General features: G+C 59.3%; 15 protein-coding genes. 8 read left to right on the top strand and 7 right to left on the bottom strand.

All coding sequences use genetic code 11. The annotated features are described in order from the left end of the window. Positions 1 to 169: 169 nt before the first annotated feature. The 5 genes from AAFX91_RS03700 to AAFX91_RS03680 all read left to right on the top strand — a co-directional run bounded on the left by AAFX91_RS03700 (position 170) and on the right by AAFX91_RS03680 (position 7,900). On the top strand, positions 170 to 3,985 hold the full coding sequence (locus AAFX91_RS03700) for a glycoside hydrolase family 99-like domain-containing protein (RefSeq protein WP_394565569.1): 3,816 nt from the start codon (positions 170 to 172) through the stop codon (positions 3,983 to 3,985). 36 nt (positions 3,986 to 4,021) lie between these two features. Further along, positions 4,022 to 4,462: a hypothetical protein gene (locus tag AAFX91_RS03695; RefSeq protein WP_130576682.1), complete on the top strand. Its 441-nt coding sequence runs from the start codon at positions 4,022 to 4,024 to the stop codon at positions 4,460 to 4,462. Positions 4,463 to 4,640: 178 nt separating this feature from the next. Beyond that, a complete protein-coding gene (locus AAFX91_RS03690) occupies positions 4,641 to 5,930 on the top strand; it encodes a hypothetical protein (RefSeq protein ID WP_130576680.1) in 1,290 nt (429 codons plus the stop codon). A gap of 88 nt (positions 5,931 to 6,018) precedes the next feature. Further along, the gene (locus tag AAFX91_RS03685) at positions 6,019 to 6,999 is read left to right on the top strand and encodes a glycosyltransferase family 2 protein (protein ID WP_130576678.1); all 981 of its coding nucleotides are present in this window, start codon (positions 6,019 to 6,021) and stop codon (positions 6,997 to 6,999) included. 163 nt (positions 7,000 to 7,162) lie between these two features. Next, positions 7,163 to 7,900 (top strand): class I SAM-dependent methyltransferase, encoded by a 738-nt coding sequence (locus AAFX91_RS03680; RefSeq protein ID WP_130576676.1) that lies wholly within the window; start codon positions 7,163 to 7,165, stop codon positions 7,898 to 7,900. A gap of 10 nt (positions 7,901 to 7,910) precedes the next feature. Here the strand turns inward: AAFX91_RS03680 and AAFX91_RS03675 are convergent, their stop codons facing one another. From AAFX91_RS03675 to rfbA, 3 genes are all read right to left on the bottom strand, one after another. Further along, positions 7,911 to 8,477 (bottom strand): hypothetical protein, encoded by a 567-nt coding sequence (locus AAFX91_RS03675; protein WP_394565567.1) that lies wholly within the window; start codon positions 8,475 to 8,477, stop codon positions 7,911 to 7,913. A 62-nt stretch (positions 8,478 to 8,539) separates the two neighbouring features. Beyond that, positions 8,540 to 9,622: a dTDP-glucose 4,6-dehydratase gene (gene rfbB / locus AAFX91_RS03670; RefSeq protein WP_394565565.1), complete on the bottom strand. Its 1,083-nt coding sequence runs from the start codon at positions 9,620 to 9,622 to the stop codon at positions 8,540 to 8,542. A 25-nt stretch (positions 9,623 to 9,647) separates the two neighbouring features. Beyond that, complete coding sequence (rfbA, locus tag AAFX91_RS03665; protein WP_130576511.1) at positions 9,648 to 10,523, bottom strand: glucose-1-phosphate thymidylyltransferase RfbA; 876 nt, start codon at positions 10,521 to 10,523, stop codon at positions 9,648 to 9,650. 109 nt (positions 10,524 to 10,632) lie between these two features. Between rfbA and rfbC the strand changes: the two genes are divergently transcribed. Then, the gene (rfbC, locus tag AAFX91_RS03660) at positions 10,633 to 11,187 is read left to right on the top strand and encodes a dTDP-4-dehydrorhamnose 3,5-epimerase (protein WP_028164743.1); all 555 of its coding nucleotides are present in this window, start codon (positions 10,633 to 10,635) and stop codon (positions 11,185 to 11,187) included. Next, a complete protein-coding gene (gene rfbD / locus AAFX91_RS03655; RefSeq protein ID WP_130576512.1) occupies positions 11,187 to 12,101 on the top strand; it encodes a dTDP-4-dehydrorhamnose reductase in 915 nt (304 codons plus the stop codon). The genes rfbC and rfbD overlap by 1 nt, the downstream gene beginning before the upstream one ends. Before the next feature lie 8 nt (positions 12,102 to 12,109). Here rfbD and AAFX91_RS03650 read toward each other — a convergent pair whose 3' ends face one another. Then, positions 12,110 to 15,493: a tetratricopeptide repeat protein gene (locus tag AAFX91_RS03650; RefSeq protein WP_130576513.1), complete on the bottom strand. Its 3,384-nt coding sequence runs from the start codon at positions 15,491 to 15,493 to the stop codon at positions 12,110 to 12,112. 316 nt (positions 15,494 to 15,809) lie between these two features. After that, complete coding sequence (locus AAFX91_RS03645) at positions 15,810 to 16,838, bottom strand: helix-turn-helix domain-containing protein (protein WP_394565576.1); 1,029 nt, start codon at positions 16,836 to 16,838, stop codon at positions 15,810 to 15,812. 180 nt (positions 16,839 to 17,018) lie between these two features. Between AAFX91_RS03645 and AAFX91_RS03640 the strand changes: the two genes are divergently transcribed. Next, entirely contained in the window at positions 17,019 to 17,993 is a 975-nt protein-coding gene (locus tag AAFX91_RS03640; protein WP_130576515.1) for a Hint domain-containing protein, read from the top strand. 135 nt (positions 17,994 to 18,128) lie between these two features. Here AAFX91_RS03640 and AAFX91_RS03635 read toward each other — a convergent pair whose 3' ends face one another. Further along, the gene (locus AAFX91_RS03635; RefSeq protein ID WP_394565563.1) at positions 18,129 to 20,477 is read right to left on the bottom strand and encodes a glycosyltransferase family 2 protein; all 2,349 of its coding nucleotides are present in this window, start codon (positions 20,475 to 20,477) and stop codon (positions 18,129 to 18,131) included. Continuing rightward, positions 20,474 to 21,505: a hypothetical protein gene (locus AAFX91_RS03630; protein ID WP_394565578.1), complete on the bottom strand. Its 1,032-nt coding sequence runs from the start codon at positions 21,503 to 21,505 to the stop codon at positions 20,474 to 20,476. Before AAFX91_RS03630 ends, AAFX91_RS03635 begins: the two co-directional genes overlap by 4 nt. Between the last annotated feature and the right edge of the window lie 41 nt (positions 21,506 to 21,546).

Genomic DNA, 21,546 nt, shown 5'->3' with positions numbered 1-21,546 from the left:
AAGTGCTCAACGCTGAAGTGAATGTGTGACGATGGCTGATTTTCTTTCGAAACTCGCGCGTGACGCCGGCCAAAAGGAACCTCGGATGAGGCGCGGTGCGATCGCAAGGTCTCAACCCAAGGGGGAGACAAGCGCCGCAAAGACAAACGGCGCGGTTGCCAAGGAGGCCGTGAGCAAGCAACCAGAGCTTCCGCCTTCGCCCGAGCCGGCTGCACCAGCCGTCGATCTCACGGGTGCTGCGCGAACGCTCAAGGGGCTTGGGCTGTTCGATGAAAATTTCTATGCAACGAGCTACCCGGACGTGATCGCCGTCGGTGCCGATCCGTTCGAGCACTTCTTCCTCTATGGCTACAAGGAAGGCCGCAAGCCCAATCCGATCTTCGATCCGATCTGGTACGTCACGACCTATCCCGATGTGAAGGACGTGGATGTGCAGCCGCTCCTGCACTATGCATCGATCGGCGAGCCCGAAGGGAGGCGGCCGAGCCCGTATTTCCAGCCTGCCTGGTATCGCGAGAAGTACGGCATACCGGAGAAGGAGAGTCCGCTCGCGCACTATCTGAAGAACCGGATCGGTCCGTTCAGCCCGATTCCGGAATTCGACGCGCAATACTATCTACAGACCTATCAGGACGTTGCGACCGCCGGAGTCGATCCGTTCGAACACTTCATCTTCCACGGTTACAAGGAAGGACGCAACCCGTCGGCGGAGTTCGATACCAAGTTCTACATCCAGCGCTACTTCAAGGGTAAGACCGACCAGAATCCGCTGCTGCACTATCTGGAGCATCGGCACGAGGACGGCATCTTTCCGTCGCCGCCGGAAAATGAAGCCACCATCCCGGCCGAGATCAAGCGCTTCACCAAGCCGAGCGCGCAGTTCGAGGAACTGCGTCCCTTGCCCGCAAGCGCCAAGCCGCGCGCAAAGGTCCTGGCCTATTACCTGACCCAGTTTCACGCCTTCCCTGAGAACGACAAATGGTGGGGCACCGGCTTCACTGAATGGACCAACATCGCGCGCGGCGTGCCGCGGTTCAAGGATCACTATCAGCCACGGATCCCGCGCGATCTCGGCTTTTACTCGCTGGGCGACATCGAAACCATGCGCAAGCAGGTGAGGTTCGCCCAGGCGGCGGGTGTCTATGGCTTTGTGTATTACTACTACTGGTTCAACGGCAAGCGTCTGCTGGAGAGGCCGCTCGAGCAGTTCCTGAAGGCGCGCGACATCAACATGCCGTTCTGCCTGATGTGGGCGAACGAGAACTGGACGCGGCGCTGGGACGGCATGGAAGGCGAGGTCCTGATCTCGCAGGACTATCTCGCCGACGACGACGAGCGTTTGTTGTCGGACTTCAACCGGCACTTCAAGGACAAGCGTTACATCCGCATCCAGGGCCGGCCGCTCCTGATGATCTATCGTCCGCGCCTCATTCCGGATACCGCCAAGGTGATTGCGCGCTGGCGCTCGATCTTCGCGAAGAAGTTCAATGAAGATCCCATCATCATCATGAGCCAGAGCTTTGATGATTACGATCCTGCTCCGAACGGCATGGATGGTGCGATCGAGTTTCCGCCGCATAAGCTCACCAAATATGTCCCGCTGGTTAATTCCGAAGCCAAGATCCTAGACGACACCTATTCGGGCCAGATTTACGGTTATGACGACGTCGCCAAATACTCGATCGAAGAGCCGCGTCCGAATTTTCCGTTGATCAAGACCGTGGTGCCGAGCTGGGACAATGACGCGCGCCGGCAAGGCACGGGTCTGGTGATCCAGGGCTCGACGCCGCAGAAATACGAAGCGTGGCTGGCGACGCTGGTCGAGCAGGCGCAGAAGCACACGTTTTTCGGAGATGCCTTCGTCTGCGTCAATGCCTGGAACGAGTGGTGCGAAGGTGCCTATCTCGAGCCGGACCTGCATTTCGGATCGGCTTACCTGAACGCCACCGCGCGTGCGGCCACCGGCCTGACGCGCGACCTTTCGCTGCCAAAGATTCTGCTGATTGGGCACGATGCGTTCCCGAGCGGCGCGCAACATCTGTTGCTCAATATCGGCAGAACGCTACGGAGCGCCTTCAACATTGAGGTCGAGTATCTATTGCTGCAGGGCGGTGCGATGGAGTCCGAATACGCTTCCGTGGCTCCGCTCACCGTTCTCAAGCAGGCCTCCGAGATCCCGGCGACCTTGCGGCACTTCCGGGAGAAGGGGTTCACGGCCGCGATCGCCAACACGTCGGCGAGCGGACGCGCCACCAAGTTCCTCGCCGAGATGGGTTTTCGCACCATTTCGCTGGTGCACGAACTGCCGCGGATCCTTCGCGAGAAGAATCTCGAGGACGTTGCACAGATGGCGATCGGCAGCGCACAGCACGTCGTGTTCGCCTCCGAATTCGTCCGCGACAGGCTGGTGGAAGCGCTCAAGCTCGACGCCGGTGACGGGCGATTCATGATCCGCGCGCAGGGCAGCTACAAGCAGATCGAGCCGGCGCCAGCGGAAGCCGTCTTGGTTCGCAAGGAGTTTGGCATCGCCCCCACCGACAAGATGGTGCTTGGGGTCGGCTATGCCGACCTGCGCAAAGGGTTCGATTTGTTCCTGCAGGTCTGGAACTTGGTTCGGCAACAGCATCCGAACGTCCATTTCTGCTGGGCTGGCGGCATCGATCCTGGCCTGCAGGAATGGTTGGGACCTGAAATCAGGCGCGCCGAGGCCACCGGCCGTTTCCATCTCGCCGGCTTTCGTTCCGATATGCAGGCGCTCTATTCCGCTTCTGATATCTACGCCCTGACCTCGCGCGAGGATCCATTCCCGACGGTGGCGCTGGAGGCGCTCAGCGTTGGCGTGCCCGTGGTTGCTTTTCAGGACTCCGGCGGCATCCCCGGCTTCCTTCTCAAGGAGAACGTCGGCCGCGTCGTGCCGTATTGCGACGTGCCGGCGATGGCGCAAGCCGTGGAGAATTTCCTGCGCCGGACGCCATCGGAGGCCGAGCGCGCCCGCATGACCGAGATCATCCAGACCAAATTCGCGTTCGCAGACTATGTCCGCGATCTGCTCCGGCTTGCCGTTCCTTCGCTGCCGACCATCTCGGTCGCGGTTCCCAACTACAATTACGCGCATTGCCTCCCGGAGCGGCTCTACACTATCTTCGACCAGAACCATCCGGTCGAGGAGATCATCGTGCTGGACGACTGCTCCTCCGACGACAGCATCCCCGTCATCATGAAGCTCGCCGACGAGCGCCAGCGCGATCTTACACTCGTCATCAACGAGCAGAATTCCGGTTCCGTGTTCGCGCAATGGGCCAAGGCGGCGGAGATGGCGAGGGGCGAGTTCCTCTGGATCGCCGAAGCCGACGATCTCTCCGAGCCCACCTTTCTATCGAGCCTGCTCGCATTGATGAACGGTGATCCCGACATCGCGTTCGGCTTCAGCGACTCGAAATCCATCGATGCCGACGGCTCCCATCTCTATGCGAGCTACAAACCGTACTACGCCACCATTGAGCCCGGCGCATTGTCGCGGACCGAGATGTTTGACGGCCGCGACTTCGTGACCCGGTGCCTCGGTGTCAAAAACACCATCCTGAACGTCAGTTCGGTACTGTGGCGCCGCGAGGCGTTGTTGCGCGCGCTCGAAGCCTGTCGCGCCGACCTTCGCGACCTTCGCATGGCCGGCGACTGGCGCATCTATCTGGAGGCGCTCGGCACGCGAGGCGCCAAGGTCGCGTACATCGCCGATCCTCTCAACATCCACCGTCGTCACGCCGCGAGCGTCACGCACTCGCTCAAAGCACAGAAGCATATCGAGGAGATCGATAGCATGCACCGTATCGCCCGCGAGCGGTTTGGATTCACGGATCGCGAAACCAAATCGCAGGCCGCCTATCTGGAAGAGGTGGCTGCGCAACTGCTCGGCGCGCCGCTGGAAGCGGAGAAGCCGAAGCGGGCCATAGAAAAGCCGCCGGCCAAGGTAAGTGCCAAGGCATAAGGCTCCGGGAATAACGAGTACAGGTTGGGGTTATCAATGTTCGTTCCGTCTGCCGTTTCGTTGCTCAACGCGCTGAAGATAGATTACGCGACCTTCGAAAATGGAGGACGAGTTGAGATACCTGCCGGCCTTTTCAAGCTGCTGCTTCAAATTGCGTTGGCGTCGGCCGACTTCGATGAGGATGGCTATTTGAGAGAGAATCCGGATGTCGCGAAGGCGCTCGGCAGCGGTGAGATTGAAAGCGCTCACGTGCATTTTATTGGATTTGGCTATTTTGAGGGACGGCACGGCGGCGGTCCTGAAGTTGACGAAGACTGGTATACGCAGAAATATCCAGACGTCGCCGCTGCCGTTCGGGAAGGAAAGATCAAGTCAGCCAAGCAGCATTTTCATTTGATTGGCGGTGCGGAAGGACGCAGTCCGAACCTCGATCAGGAGGAGAATGCAGCACAGTGGAAGAAAGCGCTGCGATCCTGACAAGAGGACCGCAAACGCTTTTCCGAAGTGTGGCAGCCCTGGCTTGTCACACATCTGTAATGTCGCCGGGTTGTCAATTTGCATGAAATCACTCCGACTCAATGCCCGATACAATTCGGCGTCCTTCCGGACGCTGGCTGCGTGCGTTCTTTCGGTGGTGTTGACGAGTTGGCCGGCCTTGGCTGGAGACGACGTCCTGATCGGCGCTCTTCGCTGGGATAACTGGACCTCGAAAAGCCCTGAGGTGAAGGTCCTCGCGCAACCGGAGTGGAAGGATCGCGTTCCCTTTTTTGCGCGCTATGACGAGCAGGGGCACCTGACCATCTCGGGAGACATGGACAATGTTCTGACGGCTGAGGTGGCTTATGCCTACTCGGCAGGGATCGACTATTTTGTCTTTGGCTTTTATCCGGAGACGGGATCGTGGGGGCGGAACGTAACCGAGTCGTTGTCGCTCAACCGCGCACTTGCAACTTACCTTCGCCTAAAGGATCGGAAGGGCATACGTTTCGCCGTCTCGCTCAATCAGAGCTTTCCGGAACAGGACGTTGCCGACATATCCGAGAGCATCGCAGCGTTCGTCACCGACAAAGGCTACGTTCGTACTGCGAATGGTAGCGCTCCCTTGTTCGTCTTTACGCAGAATCCGAAGGGATGGGGAGCGGTCTATGGGAGCGATGAAGCCGCGAGGCGGGTCGTTCAGCAGATAAAAAAGCGTGTATACGAGAAATCGGGAGTAAATCTGCTCTTCATTCTCGAATACCCGGATCCCGCGGTTGCAGCCGAGCAGGCGCGCAATACCGGCATGGATATGGCCAGCGCCTATTCCACTTTCGCGCCACCTCGGCCGGGGGAACATGTGTTTTCGGATTGCGTTGCCAACAACTCGAACTATTGGGGGCGTGCGACCAGTGCGGGATTTCCGTTCGTGCCCAATGTCACGCTTGGATGGGACCCGCGGCCGCGAGACTCGGTTAGAGTTCGTGATGGCAAGGAGCCGCAGGTCAAATCCTGGTGCGATCCACCCCGAGACAACAATCTGAAACAACTGCTTCAGTCGGCTTTCCATGCTGTCGCAAGTCAACCCGGCCCTCTGCCTTTCCGGAGTGTTCTCGTCTATGCCTGGAATGAATTTACGGAGGGCGGGTGGCTTGCTCCAACCTGGAATGGCGGAACGGCGAAGCTCGACGAGTTCCGCAAGGCGACAGGCCGGAATCGGACGATCGATCGCGTAACAATCACTTGGCCCGACGTAGCCAAGAGCGATCGATGTCCTGTGAGAACCGGGGAGCGAGATCGAAAGGAAGTCCTGCAACAATGCTCTCGCAACGTCGAGGTGAGTGAGGTACCCCGATGGCCTTGTCCGCCAGGGATGCGTTCGTCGGAAGACCGCGTTCGGGCGCCGACCGGTCTTGAGGCGCTTTACTGGTCCGGGCTTTGGATCGAGCGGACGTGTATCGGCGGCTAATGTGCACTGTGACGATCAGTGCTAGTCTGAAATTGCATCTTTGTTCATTACGTCACGAGCTGGTTGACGGTCCTCTTGGGAGTTATAGGTGAGCTCGCCTCTCAGAAAATGGCACGAACAGATACAATCCAACGCGGCTTCGATCGCGGAGCGCAAGTCGGATTTCAAGATTCTTTTAAAGACAAAAAATGACCGCTGGCTCTTGAAGGAATGGATCGAGCACCATGCACCCATATGCGGCATGGATTCGCTGATCATTTTCGATAACGATTCCAGCGATGAGCACGTGCTTGAAATCTATGAAAGAAGTCATCCCGAGCTGCTCATCTACAACTTCTCGGGTCACCACAACAATCTGCATTTTGTTGACAAGAATCCGGAGTTGTATCGGTCACTGGCGGAGTCCTGTCGCTTCTTCATCTTTCTCGATACCGATGAGTTCCTGTACTGGATAGATGGCAGTGGCCACTACGATACCAATATAGCCGATCGTCTCTCCAGGCAGCTCGGAGAGGCGGAAGGAGATTTCCTCTGTGGCACCTGGCTCCCGAACGTCGCCTGGGATGCAACCAGATATTGGATCGGCGAGGACAACAAGATCTTGCTTGATGGCGTGAAGTGGGGGAAGCCGCTACTCAAGGTATCGTCGCTGAGAAACGCATTCATCAACCATAACATTCAGGCGCGCGAATGCGGTCTCTCGCCAGCGCGGTGCGGCTCGCTCGTGGTGCAACATCGCAACCGCGTTCACCGCGAGCAGAGATTGATGTCGAATATCAACAAGCTCCGGCAGCGCCGCGTGATCGTCGAACTCGATGAAAGTGTCGAGCGCATACACGACCGGATTTCGCAAGCAACTGATCCGAACATCGTTCTCTATTTGAGGGAAATACTCGAATTGAGAAATGCGGACGGGGCCGGCAAGAGCTACGTGCGCGGGTTTGTCAAGTTCGGTCCGGACGGCCGGCTGGAATTTCCCGGCAGCAGTGAAAAGGAGATGCTTCTCTCGTTTGTTAACTCACCGGCGGACATCATCGCGCTTGGCCTGGCACAGAACTCATCCTCCTGATCGTTGGTTGGTTTCGGAACTTCTGTATGTTATATATGTTATACGTCTGACCGGACGGGAGGAACTTAAGGTCGCAGCAGCGCCACGGACTGGCTGAATTCGACGTCCGGCGTCCATGAGCTGCTCGGCACCGTGTCATTCAGTAAACCAGTAGAGAAAAACAATGTCCGATAGATCGAGCCTGGACGTTTCCGCTGAGAAAATAGGTCACGCCTGGAAGGAGAGTGCCTACTACGACGATGCAGAGCGGTGGACGAAGACGATTTTTTGGAATCCTGAGACGATTTTTTCGAAGCTGTTTTCTCGTCTCGATCTTACTACGGTGATTGAACTGGCTTGCGGTCGCGGTCGGCATGCGGAGCAAATCGCGTCTCAATGCGGTTCCCTGCTCGTTGTCGACATACATGAAGAGAATATCGATTTTTGCAAGAGCCGATTGGCGCATCATCGGAATGTCTCTTACCTCAAGAACAATGGCTACGAGTTTAGCGGCATTCCGAATAATTCTATGACTTCGATCTATTGCTATGACGCAATGGTGCACTTCAGCCCTGATCTCGTCGAGAACTATCTCAAGGAAACTGCACGTGTTCTTGCGCCAGGGGGGATGGCTCTCTATCATCACTCCAACTACGACGCACCGAACACCACCAGCTATGGGGCAAATCCCCACGCGCGTAACCATATGACGTTTGATCTCTTTTCGGAGTATGCGCGCAACGCCGGCCTTTTGATCGAAGAGAGCCACCCCATCAAATGGGCTCGGGTCGACGATTTGGACCGGGTGACCCTGCTAAGGCTTAGAGCGCTTTCGAGCGAAGTTGATACCGGTTCGCGTGAAGCGTCAGAACAACAGTCCAGAGCTTCGGCTCTGATTCAATCAGAGCCGAACATGCTGTAGGCTGAGCCAGTCACTGCGGGTCGAGGCGATGCCTCTGGAGTAGCTGCTGGGCTTGTTCGCTGTCGAGTTGAAGCGGCCTTTGAAAGACCGACATGTTGTTCGCTCGGGCTACTTCCCGGGCGATCTGCCTGACTACATGGTATTGGGGTCGACTGGCAAAATCGTGTATCGCGATGAACGTCCCCGGCGGCGAGTGAAGTAGGCATTGCGTAAAGCAAGCGACCCGGAACCGGCCATCGACGAAGTACAGGTCAGCGTTGCGACTTTCGGGCCTTTGCCAGATGCTCTCGTGATACTGGGGCCATGAGCTCTCTCGTTCCCGGTCTGCCGGAAACCCCCACTCTCGAAGCTTGCCGATGTCGATGTAAACCAACTCAGGTGTTGTAGGGCAATCCTTCGTTGCATTGGCGACGTTGGCAAGCCACTCCTGAGATGAGTCAATCGAAATGATCCACTCTTTTCTCATCTGGGAAGCCAGCCACGTGCTGCCACCTGATCCAAACTCCAGATACCGGTCGGACAGATTCAGAAAGCTTTTGAACAGGCTCTGTTCGTGACTATCCATCGCGAGTTGCATTGTACGTCCCGTTGCTCCACGCGAGCCCGATCAATAGGGCCGCTGGAATGGAGTTCTGCGATTCAGTGTGCTGTTGCCGACAGGCTCAACCCGACCCGCTTGGCTTGATATCCCCGCTCCAAAATCCCGCGCCACCAAGGTTGCTGGTCGATGTACCAGTGCACGGTTTTGGCGATGCCGGTCTCGAAATTCTCTTCCGCGCGCCAGCCGAGATCGCGTTCCAGCTTTGAGGCATCTATGGCATAGCGGTGGTCGTGGCCGGGACGGTCGGCGACGAAGGTGATCAGGTCGCGGCGGGCACCTTGTGTGCGCGGTGCGATCTCGTCGAGGAGATCGCAGATGGTTTCGACCACATGCAGGTTAGTGCGCTCGTTGCGGCCGCCGACATTGTAGGTCTCGCCGACCGCGCCGCGCTCGAGCACCAGCGTGAGTGCCTTCGCATGGTCCTCGACATAGAGCCAGTCGCGGATGTTCTTTCCGTCGCCGTAGACGGGCAGGGGCTCGCCGGCCAAACCCTTGATGATCATGTGCGGGATCAGCTTTTCCGGGAAGTGATAGGGGCCATAATTGTTCGAGCAGTTGGTGATCAGCGTCGGCAGTTCGTAGGTCTCGCGCCAGGCGCGCACCAGGTGGTCGGAGGAGGCTTTGCTCGCGGAGTAGGGCGAGTTCGGCGCGTATGCCGTGGTTTCCGTGAAGAAGCCGTCATCGCCGAGCGAGCCGAACACCTCGTCGGTCGAGATATGCAGGAAGCGGAATTGCTCGCGCTTTTCGGGCGAGAGCGTGCGCCAGTGGCGTAGTGTTTCCTGCAGGATGGTGAAGGTGCCGACGATGTTGGTCTGGATGAATTCGCCGGGACCATCGATCGAGCGGTCGACATGGCTCTCGGCGGCGAGGTTCAGGACCGCGTCGGGCTGGTATTTCTCGAACAGGCGGCGCAGCCCGGCGCCATCGCAAATGCATTGCTTCTCGAAGGCGTAGTTCAGGTTCTCTTTCGCTGCCGGCAGCGAGTCGAGATTGGCGGCATAGGTGAGCTTGTCGATGTTGACCACGCGGGCGTGACTGTCGCGCAGGAGATGACGCACCACGGCTGAACCAATGAAGCCGGCGCCGCCGGTGACAAAAATAGTCGAGCCCTTAAAGCGCATGATCTATCGCCTCCATGCAGTGGAATCAGCCCTGATACGAGCGGGCAACGGACTTCAGATACTCGCCGTAGCTGCTTTTCGCGGTCTTCTCGGCCACCTTCTCGAACGCTTGAAGCGAGATGTAGCCCTGCCGCAGCGCGATCTCTTCGGGGCAGGCGATGCGCAAGCCCTGGCGCTGCTCAAGGATCTGGACGAAATGGCTGGCCTCGACCAGCGAGGAATGCGTGCCGGTATCGAGCCAGGCAAAGCCGCGGCCGAGCACCTCGACATAGAGATCGCCGCGCTCGAGATAGGCGTTATTGACGTCGGTGATCTCGATCTCGCCGCGGGCCGACGGCTTGATCCGAGCCGCGATCTCGACGACGTCGTTGTCATAAAAGTATAGCCCGGTGACGGCTACGTTGGACTTTGGCAGTTTCGGCTTCTCTTCGATCGAGAGCGCGCGGCCGGTGTGATCGAGTTCGACGACCCCATATTGCTCAGGCGTATTGACGACGTAGCCGAACACGGTCCCGCCCTCCTTGCGGGAGGAAGCGGCGGAGAGCATCTCCGGCAACCCATGCCCGTAGAAAATGTTATCGCCTAACACAAGCGCGACCGAGTCCGAGCCGATGAAGTCGCGGCCCACGATGAAGGCGTCGGCAAGCCCGCGCGGCGTCTCCTGCGTGGCATAGGAAAAGCGCAAGCCGATCTCGCTCCCGTCCCCGAGCAGCCGCTGAAACAGCGGCTTGTCTTGCGGCGTCGAAATGATCAAAATGTCCCGAATTCCGCCCAACATCAGCGTCGACAGCGGATAATAGATCATCGGCTTGTCGAAAACGGGCAGAAGCTGCTTTGATACGACCGTCGTCACTGGGTAAAGGCGTGAGCCCGTCCCGCCGGCGAGGATAATGCCCTTCATAGCCCCTCACGTTTTGCTATCACAAAACATAACATATAATGTGAAGTGCACAAGGTTGTTATCAATGCAGTGATAGCATCGTGAGCCAGCAATTTCGAAGTGTTGTAAAATGAATGTCATCCAGACCGAGCTTCCCGAAGTCCTCATCATCGAACCCAAGCTGTTCGGCGATCAGCGCGGCTTTTTCCTCGAAACTTATCAGTCCTTCCGTTACGCCGAGCACGGGATCGCGCGGCCGTTCGTGCAGGACAACATGTCACGCTCGAGCTTTGGCGTGCTGCGCGGGCTGCATCTGCAGAATCCGGTTACGCAGGGAAAACTGGTCACCGCGCTGCGCGGCAAGGTGCTGGATGTCGCCGTCGACGTGCGGGTCGGCAGCCCGAATTTTGGACGCCATGTTGCCGTCGAATTGAGCGAAGAGAACAGGCGACAACTCTGGGTCCCCCGTGGCTTCGCGCACGGCTTTGTCGTTCTCTCCGAAACCGCCGACTTTTTCTACAAATGCGACGATCTTTACAGTCCCAAGGATGAGGTCTCGATCCGCTGGGACGATCCCGCGATCGGCATCAACTGGGGCGTCGAAAAGCCGTCTTTGTCCGCCAAGGACGCCGTGGCGCCGCTGTTAGCCGACGTGAAAAACCTTCCAGTCTATGGACAAATCTGATGCGGATCTTGTTGACGGGTACCAATGGCCAGGTGGGCGGCGCATTGCAGCCGCTGCTGGCGAAGCATGGCACGATCATCGCGCCGCCCCGCGCGGAGTTTGACCTATCTAAGCCTGAGACGCTCGCTGAGAGGCTCGACAATTTCCGACCAGATCTCATCATCAACCCTGCCGCCTATACCGCGGTGGATCGCGCCGAAGACGAACGCGAACTCGCCTTCCTCGTCAACGCCAAGGCGCCGGAGATGATCGCGAAATGGGCGGCACAGCATGGCGTGCCGCTGGTCCATTTCTCCACCGACTATGTCTTCGACGGCTCTGGCGACAAGCCGTGGCGCGAGGACAGTCCCACGAACCCGCTCTCAGTCTATGGCGCCAGCAAGCTGGCCGGCGACGCGGCGATCCAGTCGGCCGGCGGGCCGCATCTGATCGCGCGCACGTCCTGGGTCTATGCCGCCAAGGGAGCCAATTTCCTGCGTACGATCGCGCGGCTGGCCGGCGAGCGCAAAGAGCTGCGCATCGTCGCCGACCAGATCGGCGCCCCGACGTCGGCGAGCGCGATTGCCGACGCGATCGCCGGCATCGTGCCGCCAAACCTTTCGGACTTGAACGCGCTGCTTGTGCGCAACAGCGGCGTGGTTAACCTTGTCTGCGCCGGCGAGACCAGTTGGCATGGCTTCGCGAGCGCCATCGTCGCCGGCCTGAAGTCGCGCGGTGTGGAGCTCGCCGTAGAGTCTATCGTTCCGATCGCGGCCGCCGATTTTCCGACCAAGGCCAAGCGGCCTGGTAATTCTCGGCTCGATTTGTCGCGGCTGAAAAATCAGTTTGGAATGACCACGCCGGCCTGGCAGGATGCCTTGACAGCGGAGCTCGAGGAGTTCGCCGCCATGCAGCAAGCACCGGCGAGCCGCTGACGACGGATTTAGCCTCGTCGGCGGAGGGCTTTCTTTGCGAAGGCCGATCGGCTCCAGTGCAGTTCGGTCGACTTGTAGCGGACCGGGCAGTGGATTCCGACGGAGCGCTGCAGCTCTCCGAGGTTCATCACCTGCGTTCTTCGGAGTAGGCCTACCGGTCGCTGCGCCGCCCACTCTTGAGCAAACGCACGAGTCAACAGTCCGGGACCGGTCGATAGCCAAATGAGGTCGCGATCACCGCGGCGCATCGCCGCCGCAGCAAGCTCCAGCGCCCGAGCCAGCACCGGATGCTCCGGCGTTGCCGCGATGAAATTGTTGCCGATGGAGCCGTAATTTTCCTGATGAACAACCAGCGTCGCATCGGGCCGAATGAAGCTGTCGACCGGCACCAGGCAACGATCGTCCGCGTCGGCATAGATTCCGCCACGAGCAACCAGGAATGCCAGACGGAAGATGTCCGCCTTTTGTGCAGGGAATGGCGCGCGGAAATAGGCGTCCACGATCTCGCGTCCGTAATGTTCGTTCAGGAACGCAAACGCCTTCTGATCGTCAAAACATTTCCACTGATACGTCGGATGAAGCTCTTGCCATGACTTCATTAGGTTGCGGACGTCCTCTGGGGGCGTAACATCCCAGAACTGCGCGATCGTAGAGGGAATGGCACGCTTCAGGGAGCTCTCGACAGTTGCTTCCTGCTGAAACTGGCCGGTCTGGCGCAGCGCGATCGCGGCGATGATCGCTGCGGGCGTATAGTCCGGGTATTGCTTGATCAATTCCCTCAACGGCTCGAATTGTGAATCGAGCGGACGAAGGCGGATGTGGCGCAGCGTCGCCAGAGCCTCACTATCGAGCAGAAATTCATCGAGCAGCTGGCCGACATGGTTCTGCGATGGGCTGAGCGACTGCCCCCGCAGCAACAATGACGATTGGCTCACTTGGATGAAGGCGCCGAGCGCGGCACGGGCGGCATCGACGTCGAGATTCATGAGGGCGGCGCGGGCGAGCTCGAAGTGCGACCAGGCATCTCCGGAATTCAAACGGATCGACTGCTGATAAAGCGAAATCGCCTCTTCGTAGCGGAACTGCGCCTCGGCAAGCTGTCCGCCGAGCAGGGCCACGCGGGCCTCAGCGACCGTGTCCGATGCCGGCGCCTGTTGCAGGAGACGCGCGGCAGCGTCGTACTGGCCCGTCATCGTTGCAATCTGCACTTTGTGGGACCACAACCAGAAATTCGGCCGCGATGCTTCGGCGAGCGCGTCATCGAGCACTTCCTGGGCCCTCGTCCAGTCGCGCATATGCCTGAGAAGCTCAACCTCGACGCCCGCAATTTCAGGGTGAAGACCAAGGCACTCGCGCGCCTCCGTCACGACTTGGAACGCCCGATCGCGCTCGCCAAGCTCAAAGCAGGCGCGCGCTTCCCCCAGCCGAGCCCAGACGCTTGTCGGATGCGTCTTGCCAGCCCGCCGATACAGCGCAAGCGCCGTATCGGCATCGTCACTCTGCAAGGCGATGTCGGCCAGAGCAAGCAGCGCGTCGAGGTGATCGACTTCGATATCCAGCGCCTTATCTAGCCATTGTCTGGCGACATTCGGGCGGCCAAGGGCACGCTCTTCGGCGGCAGCTTCGACCATGGCCTGCGTACTGTTTGGGTCAAGCCTCAGCAACTCCGAAAAGGCGGCAAGAGCCTCAGATCGGCGTTCCTGGCGACGCAGCAATTGCCCGCGCTGCAGCAACGCCCGTGCATCGGCCCGACTGACGGCGAGAACTTTATCGAGCAGCATTTCGGCGTCTTCAAACCGCCCGACGTCGCGAAGCTCGATCGCGATGTCGGTCAGGCGAGATATATTCGTCGGATCCGCCTTCGAAGCTCGGCGGAAAAACGCCAAAGCCTGCTTGCGATCGCCCTGACGCCGACGGATATTGCCCAGCGCGGCGAGACCGTCGGCATGCTCCGGCTGTCTGGAGATGAGTTCCAGCAAAAGTTCGGCGGCTTCTTCCAGGCGGCATCCAGCCTCCAAAAGGTGCGCCAGCGCGATACGCGCACCGTGATTGCCAGGCTGCCCGCGAAGAACTTTACGTAAAGCTTCTTCCGCCTCGCCGGCGCACCCAAGGCGGCGGAGGGCATAGCTCAGACCGACCAACGCGGCCGCGTTGCCTGGTGATCGATCGAGCGCGCCGCGAAACCGCTGCTCGGCCTCGGCGGGGCGTCCAAGACGGAGCAGAGTATGTCCCGCTTCGATCAGGCCGTTTGGGTGAGAGGGATCATCGCAGGCGGCTTCGTCGAACGCGTCCAGTGCCTGCTCGACCTTGCCCGAATCGCGCATGGCATAACCGAGGCCAAGATGAGCTTCGCGGCTTCGGGGCCACTCGCGCAGAACCTCCCTGAATTCGGCGATGGCATCGCCGAAGCGTTTCAAGTTCCGAAGGCAGTGACAAACCTCGAGGCGAATATGGAAGGCCTTTGGGCTCACTTCCTTCGCGCGGGTAAACAGCACGAGCGCATTTTCATGGCTGCCACGCTGCCGTTCGACGAGACCGAGCGCGTGCAAGGCTCCGATATTGGTTGGTTCGATCTCAAGAATTCTCTCGAAGCAGACCTGCGCAGCTTCAAGAGAATTTGCCTTGCGATGAGTCCACCCAAGGGCATTCAGCGCGCTGATATTGAGAGGCGCCTCCTGCAGAACCTTTTCAAGGACCTTGCTCGCCTCGTCGATGAGGTCGGTTTCGCGAAGAAGATGCCCAAGCTCGATTCTGAAGCCGAGATTGGCAGAATCGAGTTCCGCAAGTTTTCGGAAAGTGTCGAGTGCTTCGACTGCCGAGCCGGTTTGCCGCAACAAACGCGCAAGCGTCAACAGATGGGCAGTGTTATTGGGATCTTGCGCGACTATGTCACGCAGCGCGGTGACGGCCTCCTCGTTCCGGCCGAGATCGCGCAGCATGCGCGCAACTTCAATATGTGGTCTGGTGTCTCTCGGATTGGTGCGTGCTGCAGCCTGGAATGCTGCGAGCGCATCCTCGTTCCTGCTCAAGGATTTCAGTGCATAGCCCAGTCCTTCGTTGGCACCGGCATGACCGGGCTCAAGTTGCAGGACTCGCTGGAACGATTGTGCGGCACCTTCGAACTCCCCCAGATGTCGCAGGGTATGACCGAGGCCGATCAAGGCCGGCTTGTTATCTGGATCCAGCGCGAGCGAGCGCTCGAACATGGAGCGTGCCTGAGGGATCTGTGCCAGGTGCAGGTGATCATAGCCGCTTTCAACGGTTGCAATGACGTTGGAAGGGTCGCTCTTCGTCGCGCTGAGGAATGCGGCGAGCGAAGCTCTGCGATCGCCCGTCGCTCGAATTCGCCGGCCTTGCTCGATAAGCATTTTTGCCGGCTGTCCGTCATTCATGCTGGGTGTGACTCCAGCATTCGAATTGACAGATCGGGCGCATCAACCAATCGAAACGGGTCTTCAAGATCGAGCATGACAGAAAAGTGACAGATAATCAGCTAAACGACGGGGGTATGCCTAGGATCGGGCGGCTAAAACAACAACGATCGTTTGTTAAAAGCAGATCGAAAAGACGGCTTAATCGTGGAGGGCGATGCAATTCATTCATTATCCGCTGGCGTAGATGAACCGACATCGGTTGCGCCGGCTATTGCTGCAGCCGTCGTCCTGCAAAGAGAAATTGTCAACGGCCGGATTTATTGCGGCAAGATTGTCACGAAATGTCCAAGAGCCATTGCACAAGTTTTCCCGGCGCGTGAGACGAGCCGGCGGAGGAGGGTAAGCTTGATCGTGTCGCCATGAGCGCCTCGCGGGGCGTTTGGCCGTACGTGCTCTTAAATGCCCGATTGAATGCGGGAATATTGCGAAATCCGTAGCGGTAGGCGATCGGGGCTATTCGTCTGTTGCCGAATCCCCCAGCCGTGATCTCCTGTTGGACGCGAGCCAGGCGGCGTGCGCGGATGTAGGATGCAACACCGCCAGTTGGTTCAAAGAGACGATACAAAGAGGTGCGGGATAGGCCAAACGTCTTGACCAGGCTGTCGGCGCTCAGGTCCTTTGCCGCAAGATGATTCTCAATGTAGCGGCTGATGATAACAAAGCTGTCGAGAGGCAGCGAATTCGAAGGCTCAACGGCTGAAGTGCGTCTCGCCGCCAAGGTCAGTATTTGCACCGCCAGCAACGCAATGCCCGACGCGATTTCATCCATCTCTGCGGCAGTGACAAGGTCGACCTGTGCAAGCATGGCCTGCAAGGCTGCGGAGACCACGGAAGCGCCCGGGGCGGCTGCCTTGGCCAGCGTGCCATGTCTGCCGGTCAGATCGGCGAACTTCGCTGGCAGGCTTGCTCGCGGTATCCAGAGCGTCAGGTCAGCACTGGGACCGTTATCGGTGCCGCGGATCAGCCGAACCGGCGCCTGAAGGTCCAGCAAAAGCAAATCCCCGGCGCGGGCAGTCACTGTGCCTCCATGATGATGCATTTCGACAAAGCCGCCCATCACGACTTGGAGGGCGAAGTGATCGAGTGCGCGGCCTGAGACCGCCGTTGCCCCTCGGACAAGCTCGGCATGCGCGCAGCTAGTCTGGCTAAGCACAAAGATTCGACCGGCCCAAATCTCTTGCGATCCTCCGGGGCCGAGGAGAGGGATTTTATTACTTACATAAATGGGATGATAGGTGGCGAGCCATCTCTGCGCTTCTTCCTGATCACCGGCTTGCTTCCACCGGTACGATCTAATCATCATCCCCAATAATCTTTCAAAGCTAATATTATCAGTGGTGATCGATAAGCGAATTTGCAGATTATCGCAATATTTTGCCGAACCGTCTCAACAGCCCCTTTTCCGGATTGCGCAAAGGTTATCGGAACGCTAACGTGTTTTTATAATGTTAACTTATCCATAACATTCGGAGTGAGGGGTTCGATGGCGACTAGCGAGACGTTTCACTACGCCTACGCATTGGCCAACGGCGGTAAGGCGGCCTACCGAATTGACGACGCTAATCCGAAGACCGATTTTGTGGATTACGTGGCGGGCGGCGTGAAGGTCAAAGATCCGAACGGCGGTGATATCTTTGCCGGCGACAAGATCAAGGTCGCGAAGATTGGCGCCGATTTGGGTGACCTTGAGACGGGAAAATACACTTTCGTTGGCACAGCGACCGTTCAGGATCACGGCAACACGATCAGCGGGATTATCATCCTGGACAGCAATGGACGTTCGTTTTTTTTGACCGACACCCAGTATTCGGGCAAGCTGAACGGGCATAACGGTGATGTGACCATTACCAGTGGCAATACGACCATCTGCTTCATGGCCGGTACTCTGATTGGCACACCGGCTGGCGCAGTACCCGTCGAGACTTTGACACGCGGTGACCAGGTCTTAACTCAGGATCGTGGAGTCGCGACGGTCGACTGGCTCGGCATTCAGACGGTTTCGACGAGGTTCGCCGACAAGATCCGCGTCCTGCCGATCCGCATCAAGGCCGGCGCACTAGCTGAGGGCGTGCCCTCCCGGGATCTCCTGATTTCGCCGGACCATGCGGTCCTCGTCGATGGTGCTCTGATTCAGGCGGGCGCGCTAGTCAACGGCACGTCTATCGTCCGTGAGCACAATGTGCCGACGACCTTTACCTATTATCATGTGGAGGTCGAGGATCACTCATTGATTCTCGCCGAGAGCACGCCGGCCGAGACGTTCGTCGACAACATCGAGCGGTTGCATTTCGACAATTGGGCCGAGCACGAGGCCCTTTATCCAAACGGTAAATCGATCAGGGAGTTGCCGTACCCGCGCGCGAAGTCGCACCGTCAGGTGCCTGTTCAGATACGCATCATGCTTGCCGCCCGGGTGCAAGCGATCGGCGCCAGCCAAACTGCTGCCGAGGTGGCGTAAGATCTGTTGAAGCCTCACGGTTGACCGAGACAAGCCGGCCGCTGTCCCGCCCGTCCGTGCGAAAGGGCAATATCCTTCGCCGACGTCATCGGGGCGGCGGTTCGGGCGAGCTTGGTGCTGTGGCCGGCGGTGCCGCTAAAATCCTGGCGGTATGTCGCGTGCAGGCGGAAGATCGTTGAACCTGGGGTCGCGCGATCCCGGGGGCCAAGCCAGGCCGCTGTAGGGGACTCCATCGCGTGAGAGCTGCGGGTTGTAGGTCGGGTCGTCATTGAGCAACTCGCCCCACCGCGCACGAAGCAGACTGAGCTCACGCTCGAACCGGTCTCGGCGGTCCGCCCGATCGTCCTTGCCACGGCTGGCGGATTCGGCATGGACCAGCTTCGCGTAAGGCGTGAAGACAATGCGCTTGCCGGTTTGGCGCAGGCGGAGACAATAGTCGACATCGTTGAATGCGACCGCGAAGCGAGCTTCGTCCATTCCGCCGACGGCAAGATAGTCGTTTCGTCGGGTCACGAGGCAGGCCGCGGTTAGTGCACTGCATTCGTGCGCGACGAGTAGCTGATCAACAAAACCGGGATCATCGCCAAATCTATCGGTGTATGCGTGGGTTGCCGCGAAGTTCATTCCCAATACGACGCCGCCATGCTGCACGACGCCGCCGGGCCAGGTTAAGAGCGCGCCGACGGCGCCGACGTCCGGCTCGGCCAGCCGCGTCAGCATCTCTTCAAGCCAGTCGTCCGAGCTTGCCTCGATATCGTTGTTGAGAAGACATAAGACGTCACTGTCGAGCATCGCAGCGGCTTGATTGTTGAGCCTTGCGAAGTTGAACGACCCCTCGATCCGCAAAGTCCGGATGCCGTGTCGGCGCAGATCTGCGAAATAATCGATCGTCTCGTGGTCGGCACTATCGTTGTCGACGACGAGGATATCGGCACGGCAGCGCTCGACCGCGGGCGCAATGCTGTCCAGGCAGGTGCGCAACAGCGAGAGGCGGTCGCGGGTCGGGATGATCAGGGTCACCCGCTCGTGCGGGATCGGTCGCTTGATTCGGACCGCGGGGAAGAGATTGCCTTGCTGCTGGCTCACCTCCGCCCCAATGCCGCGCGCCCGCAAATGCATGTGGCTCGCGGCGGAAAGCCGAGAGGCGGCATTCACCCGATTGAGTTTCGGCAGCGTCGCCAAGGCTCCCGGCAAGTGTAGGATGTTCGCCTGTCGTGGATCGGTATGATCGAGCAGGCAGTTGAAAAGCCGATAGAGATTGTCGGGACGAGCCTCAAGCCCGGCAAGCAGCGCTTCTCGTCGGACCGCGAACAGGTGCGCACAATACCCTTGCTCGAGCATTCTCTCGTAGTCGAACGCCGGAAAGGCAAGCGGCCAGAGCCGGCCATCGTCGGCGAGGAAGTCAAGATCGCCGTACACGGCCGTAGCATCCGGATAGGCGTCGAATGCGGCTGCGATGCGAGCCAGCGCGTTCGGTTCGAGCGACATGCCTGCCATGGTGACGACGACGTGTTGCGTATCGGATGCGGCGTCTTCGAGAAACTCCAGGAGGGCCTCGCTTTCGACGGAAAGCGGCTGACCGTCGATCACGCCTGCGGTCCAGTTTTCGTGGCTCTGCGTTTCCAGGGTGGAGAGCGTTTGCTGAGTTCCGGCGGTGCCGGCGATAACCACAGCCAGTTGAAGCCGGCTCGTCTGCGGTTCTGGCAACGGGAAGCGATCACGCCAATTCGCGTAGTCGGCGAGGGGAAGCGAGGCCGGAATGAGCTGATCGTACAGTTTGCCGCGCAGGCGCTCGGCGCCGTGCCCCCCGATCGCGTCAATCATTCCGGCAAGGCCATCGGGAAACGCGACAAAGACGGCCGTTGCCGGAACCTGCTCGCCGTCGTCTTTGCGCAATCCAATCCTGTGGACACGTCCGTCGGCGAAGCGCTGCGGGACGTGGAAATCGAAAGCGCGGGCGTTGCGAGATCCTTGCCCGTTGGCGTTGTCGCCGATGTGTGTCCAGGCCGTCGCACGGACCTGTGCGACAGTTTCTCCATCGACGATCGCTTCAAGCGTGGCGGCGATTTCGCTGTCGATCCAGCCTTCGAAATGCAAACCACCGAGCCAGCGCAATTCGCTGCTCGGTCGAAGATCGACAAGTGTGCTTTCATTCTCCAGGTCGATGGGGTGGCCGATGGGGGTTCCGAGATTGGCGAGGCGTGCCTCAAGGACGCTCGCGGCTTGGAGCAGGTCCGGTTCGAGTGTCACCGCGAATCCGTAAGCGCCATCCAGTCCTTGCTCAAAGAGCTCCGGGACGAGGGAATCGGCGTACGTCGTTCTCAGGACCAGACCATCGAGCAGGATATCGACGGTGAAGCGGCGCTCCGGAGCCTCAGGATCGAACACGAAGCCCGATACCGTACTGTCGTGAGCGAGCGCGAGCCGGCTGATCAGTTTCGGTTTGGCCGCCGGTGCGGTGCGGGTGACGCGCGCGATGCTCATGATTGTTCGACCCAATCGACCACCGCATCGACAAGTCCTGCCTCGTCTACATTGGCAGGAAGGGCAAGGTCACCTTTGCGCGGTTTGGGCGATCCGCCCGACCAGTCGCGATATGCGACAGGTCTTAAAGCTTGCTTTACAGTCTCAATCAGCGGATGGCCGAATATTGGTTCTTCGAAATCGGTGAGCAGCCAGCCCGGATCATGCGGTGCCAGAACATCGCCAAGCTCGCCGGCTGCAATCGCGCCGGTTATGAAGACATTTGGGTACGACATCAGGCGATCGTCGTCATACGTCGTGCCAGCGATAACGATCGATCGGGATGGTTCCCGCCGTTGCAGGCAATCCGCCAGGCTCCGCATCACGCGCAAGGATGCGGGCGAGGGCGCAGATGGAACGATGACAAGCGATTTTCGCGAGCCGGAAAGCAGCGGCAGGTCGAGCGACCGGGTTGGCCAATGCTGGGGGACGATGTTGCGTTTGGGCCAACGAGCCTTGGCAAAAGCCTTGGCCGCTTCGCTGGGAACAAGGAGGGGCGTCCCGTCGGGAAGCGAGACAGCCGCTTCGCCAAGGTTTCCTCCCACCAGCCAGAAATTGAGCGGAAGGTTGAGTGCCCGCATCAGATCGATCAGTTCCAGCAACGGATTCGGCTCGACGATGTCCACGCGTTTTGCATGCAGCCGTGTAAGGAGCTCGGCGGCGTCGGCGATGTCCGCTTCCCTGCCGAGCCTCAAATGAACCGATTGCGGGCTCGTGCCGTCCGCGGCCTTGAGATGGAAGACATCGCGCTCTCGCAAGAGCAGAACCACGCGCTCGCCATGCTGGCGGAGGTGGCGCGCTCGCTCCTCGGCTATGGCTGCGCAGGAGCGTTGATTCCCGACGATCAGCACGGATGGTTCTGACGACCAGGGCAGCGCGCGCTCAAGCGCTGCGCGCGCCGGTCGTAGCGGATCGGCGCTCTCAAACGCGCGGCATTCGTTCCGATGGTTCGGAAATCGCTGGTCCAGAACACCCAGATTGCGAAGCACCAGGCTTCGCTTCTCGTGCTGGAAGGATTTCGAGCCGTGAT

The sequence above is a fragment of the Bradyrhizobium sp. 31Argb genome (assembly GCF_043638955.1).
GTDB lineage: Bacteria > Pseudomonadota > Alphaproteobacteria > Rhizobiales > Xanthobacteraceae > Bradyrhizobium.
This window is presented reverse-complemented; position numbering and strand designations above follow the sequence as displayed.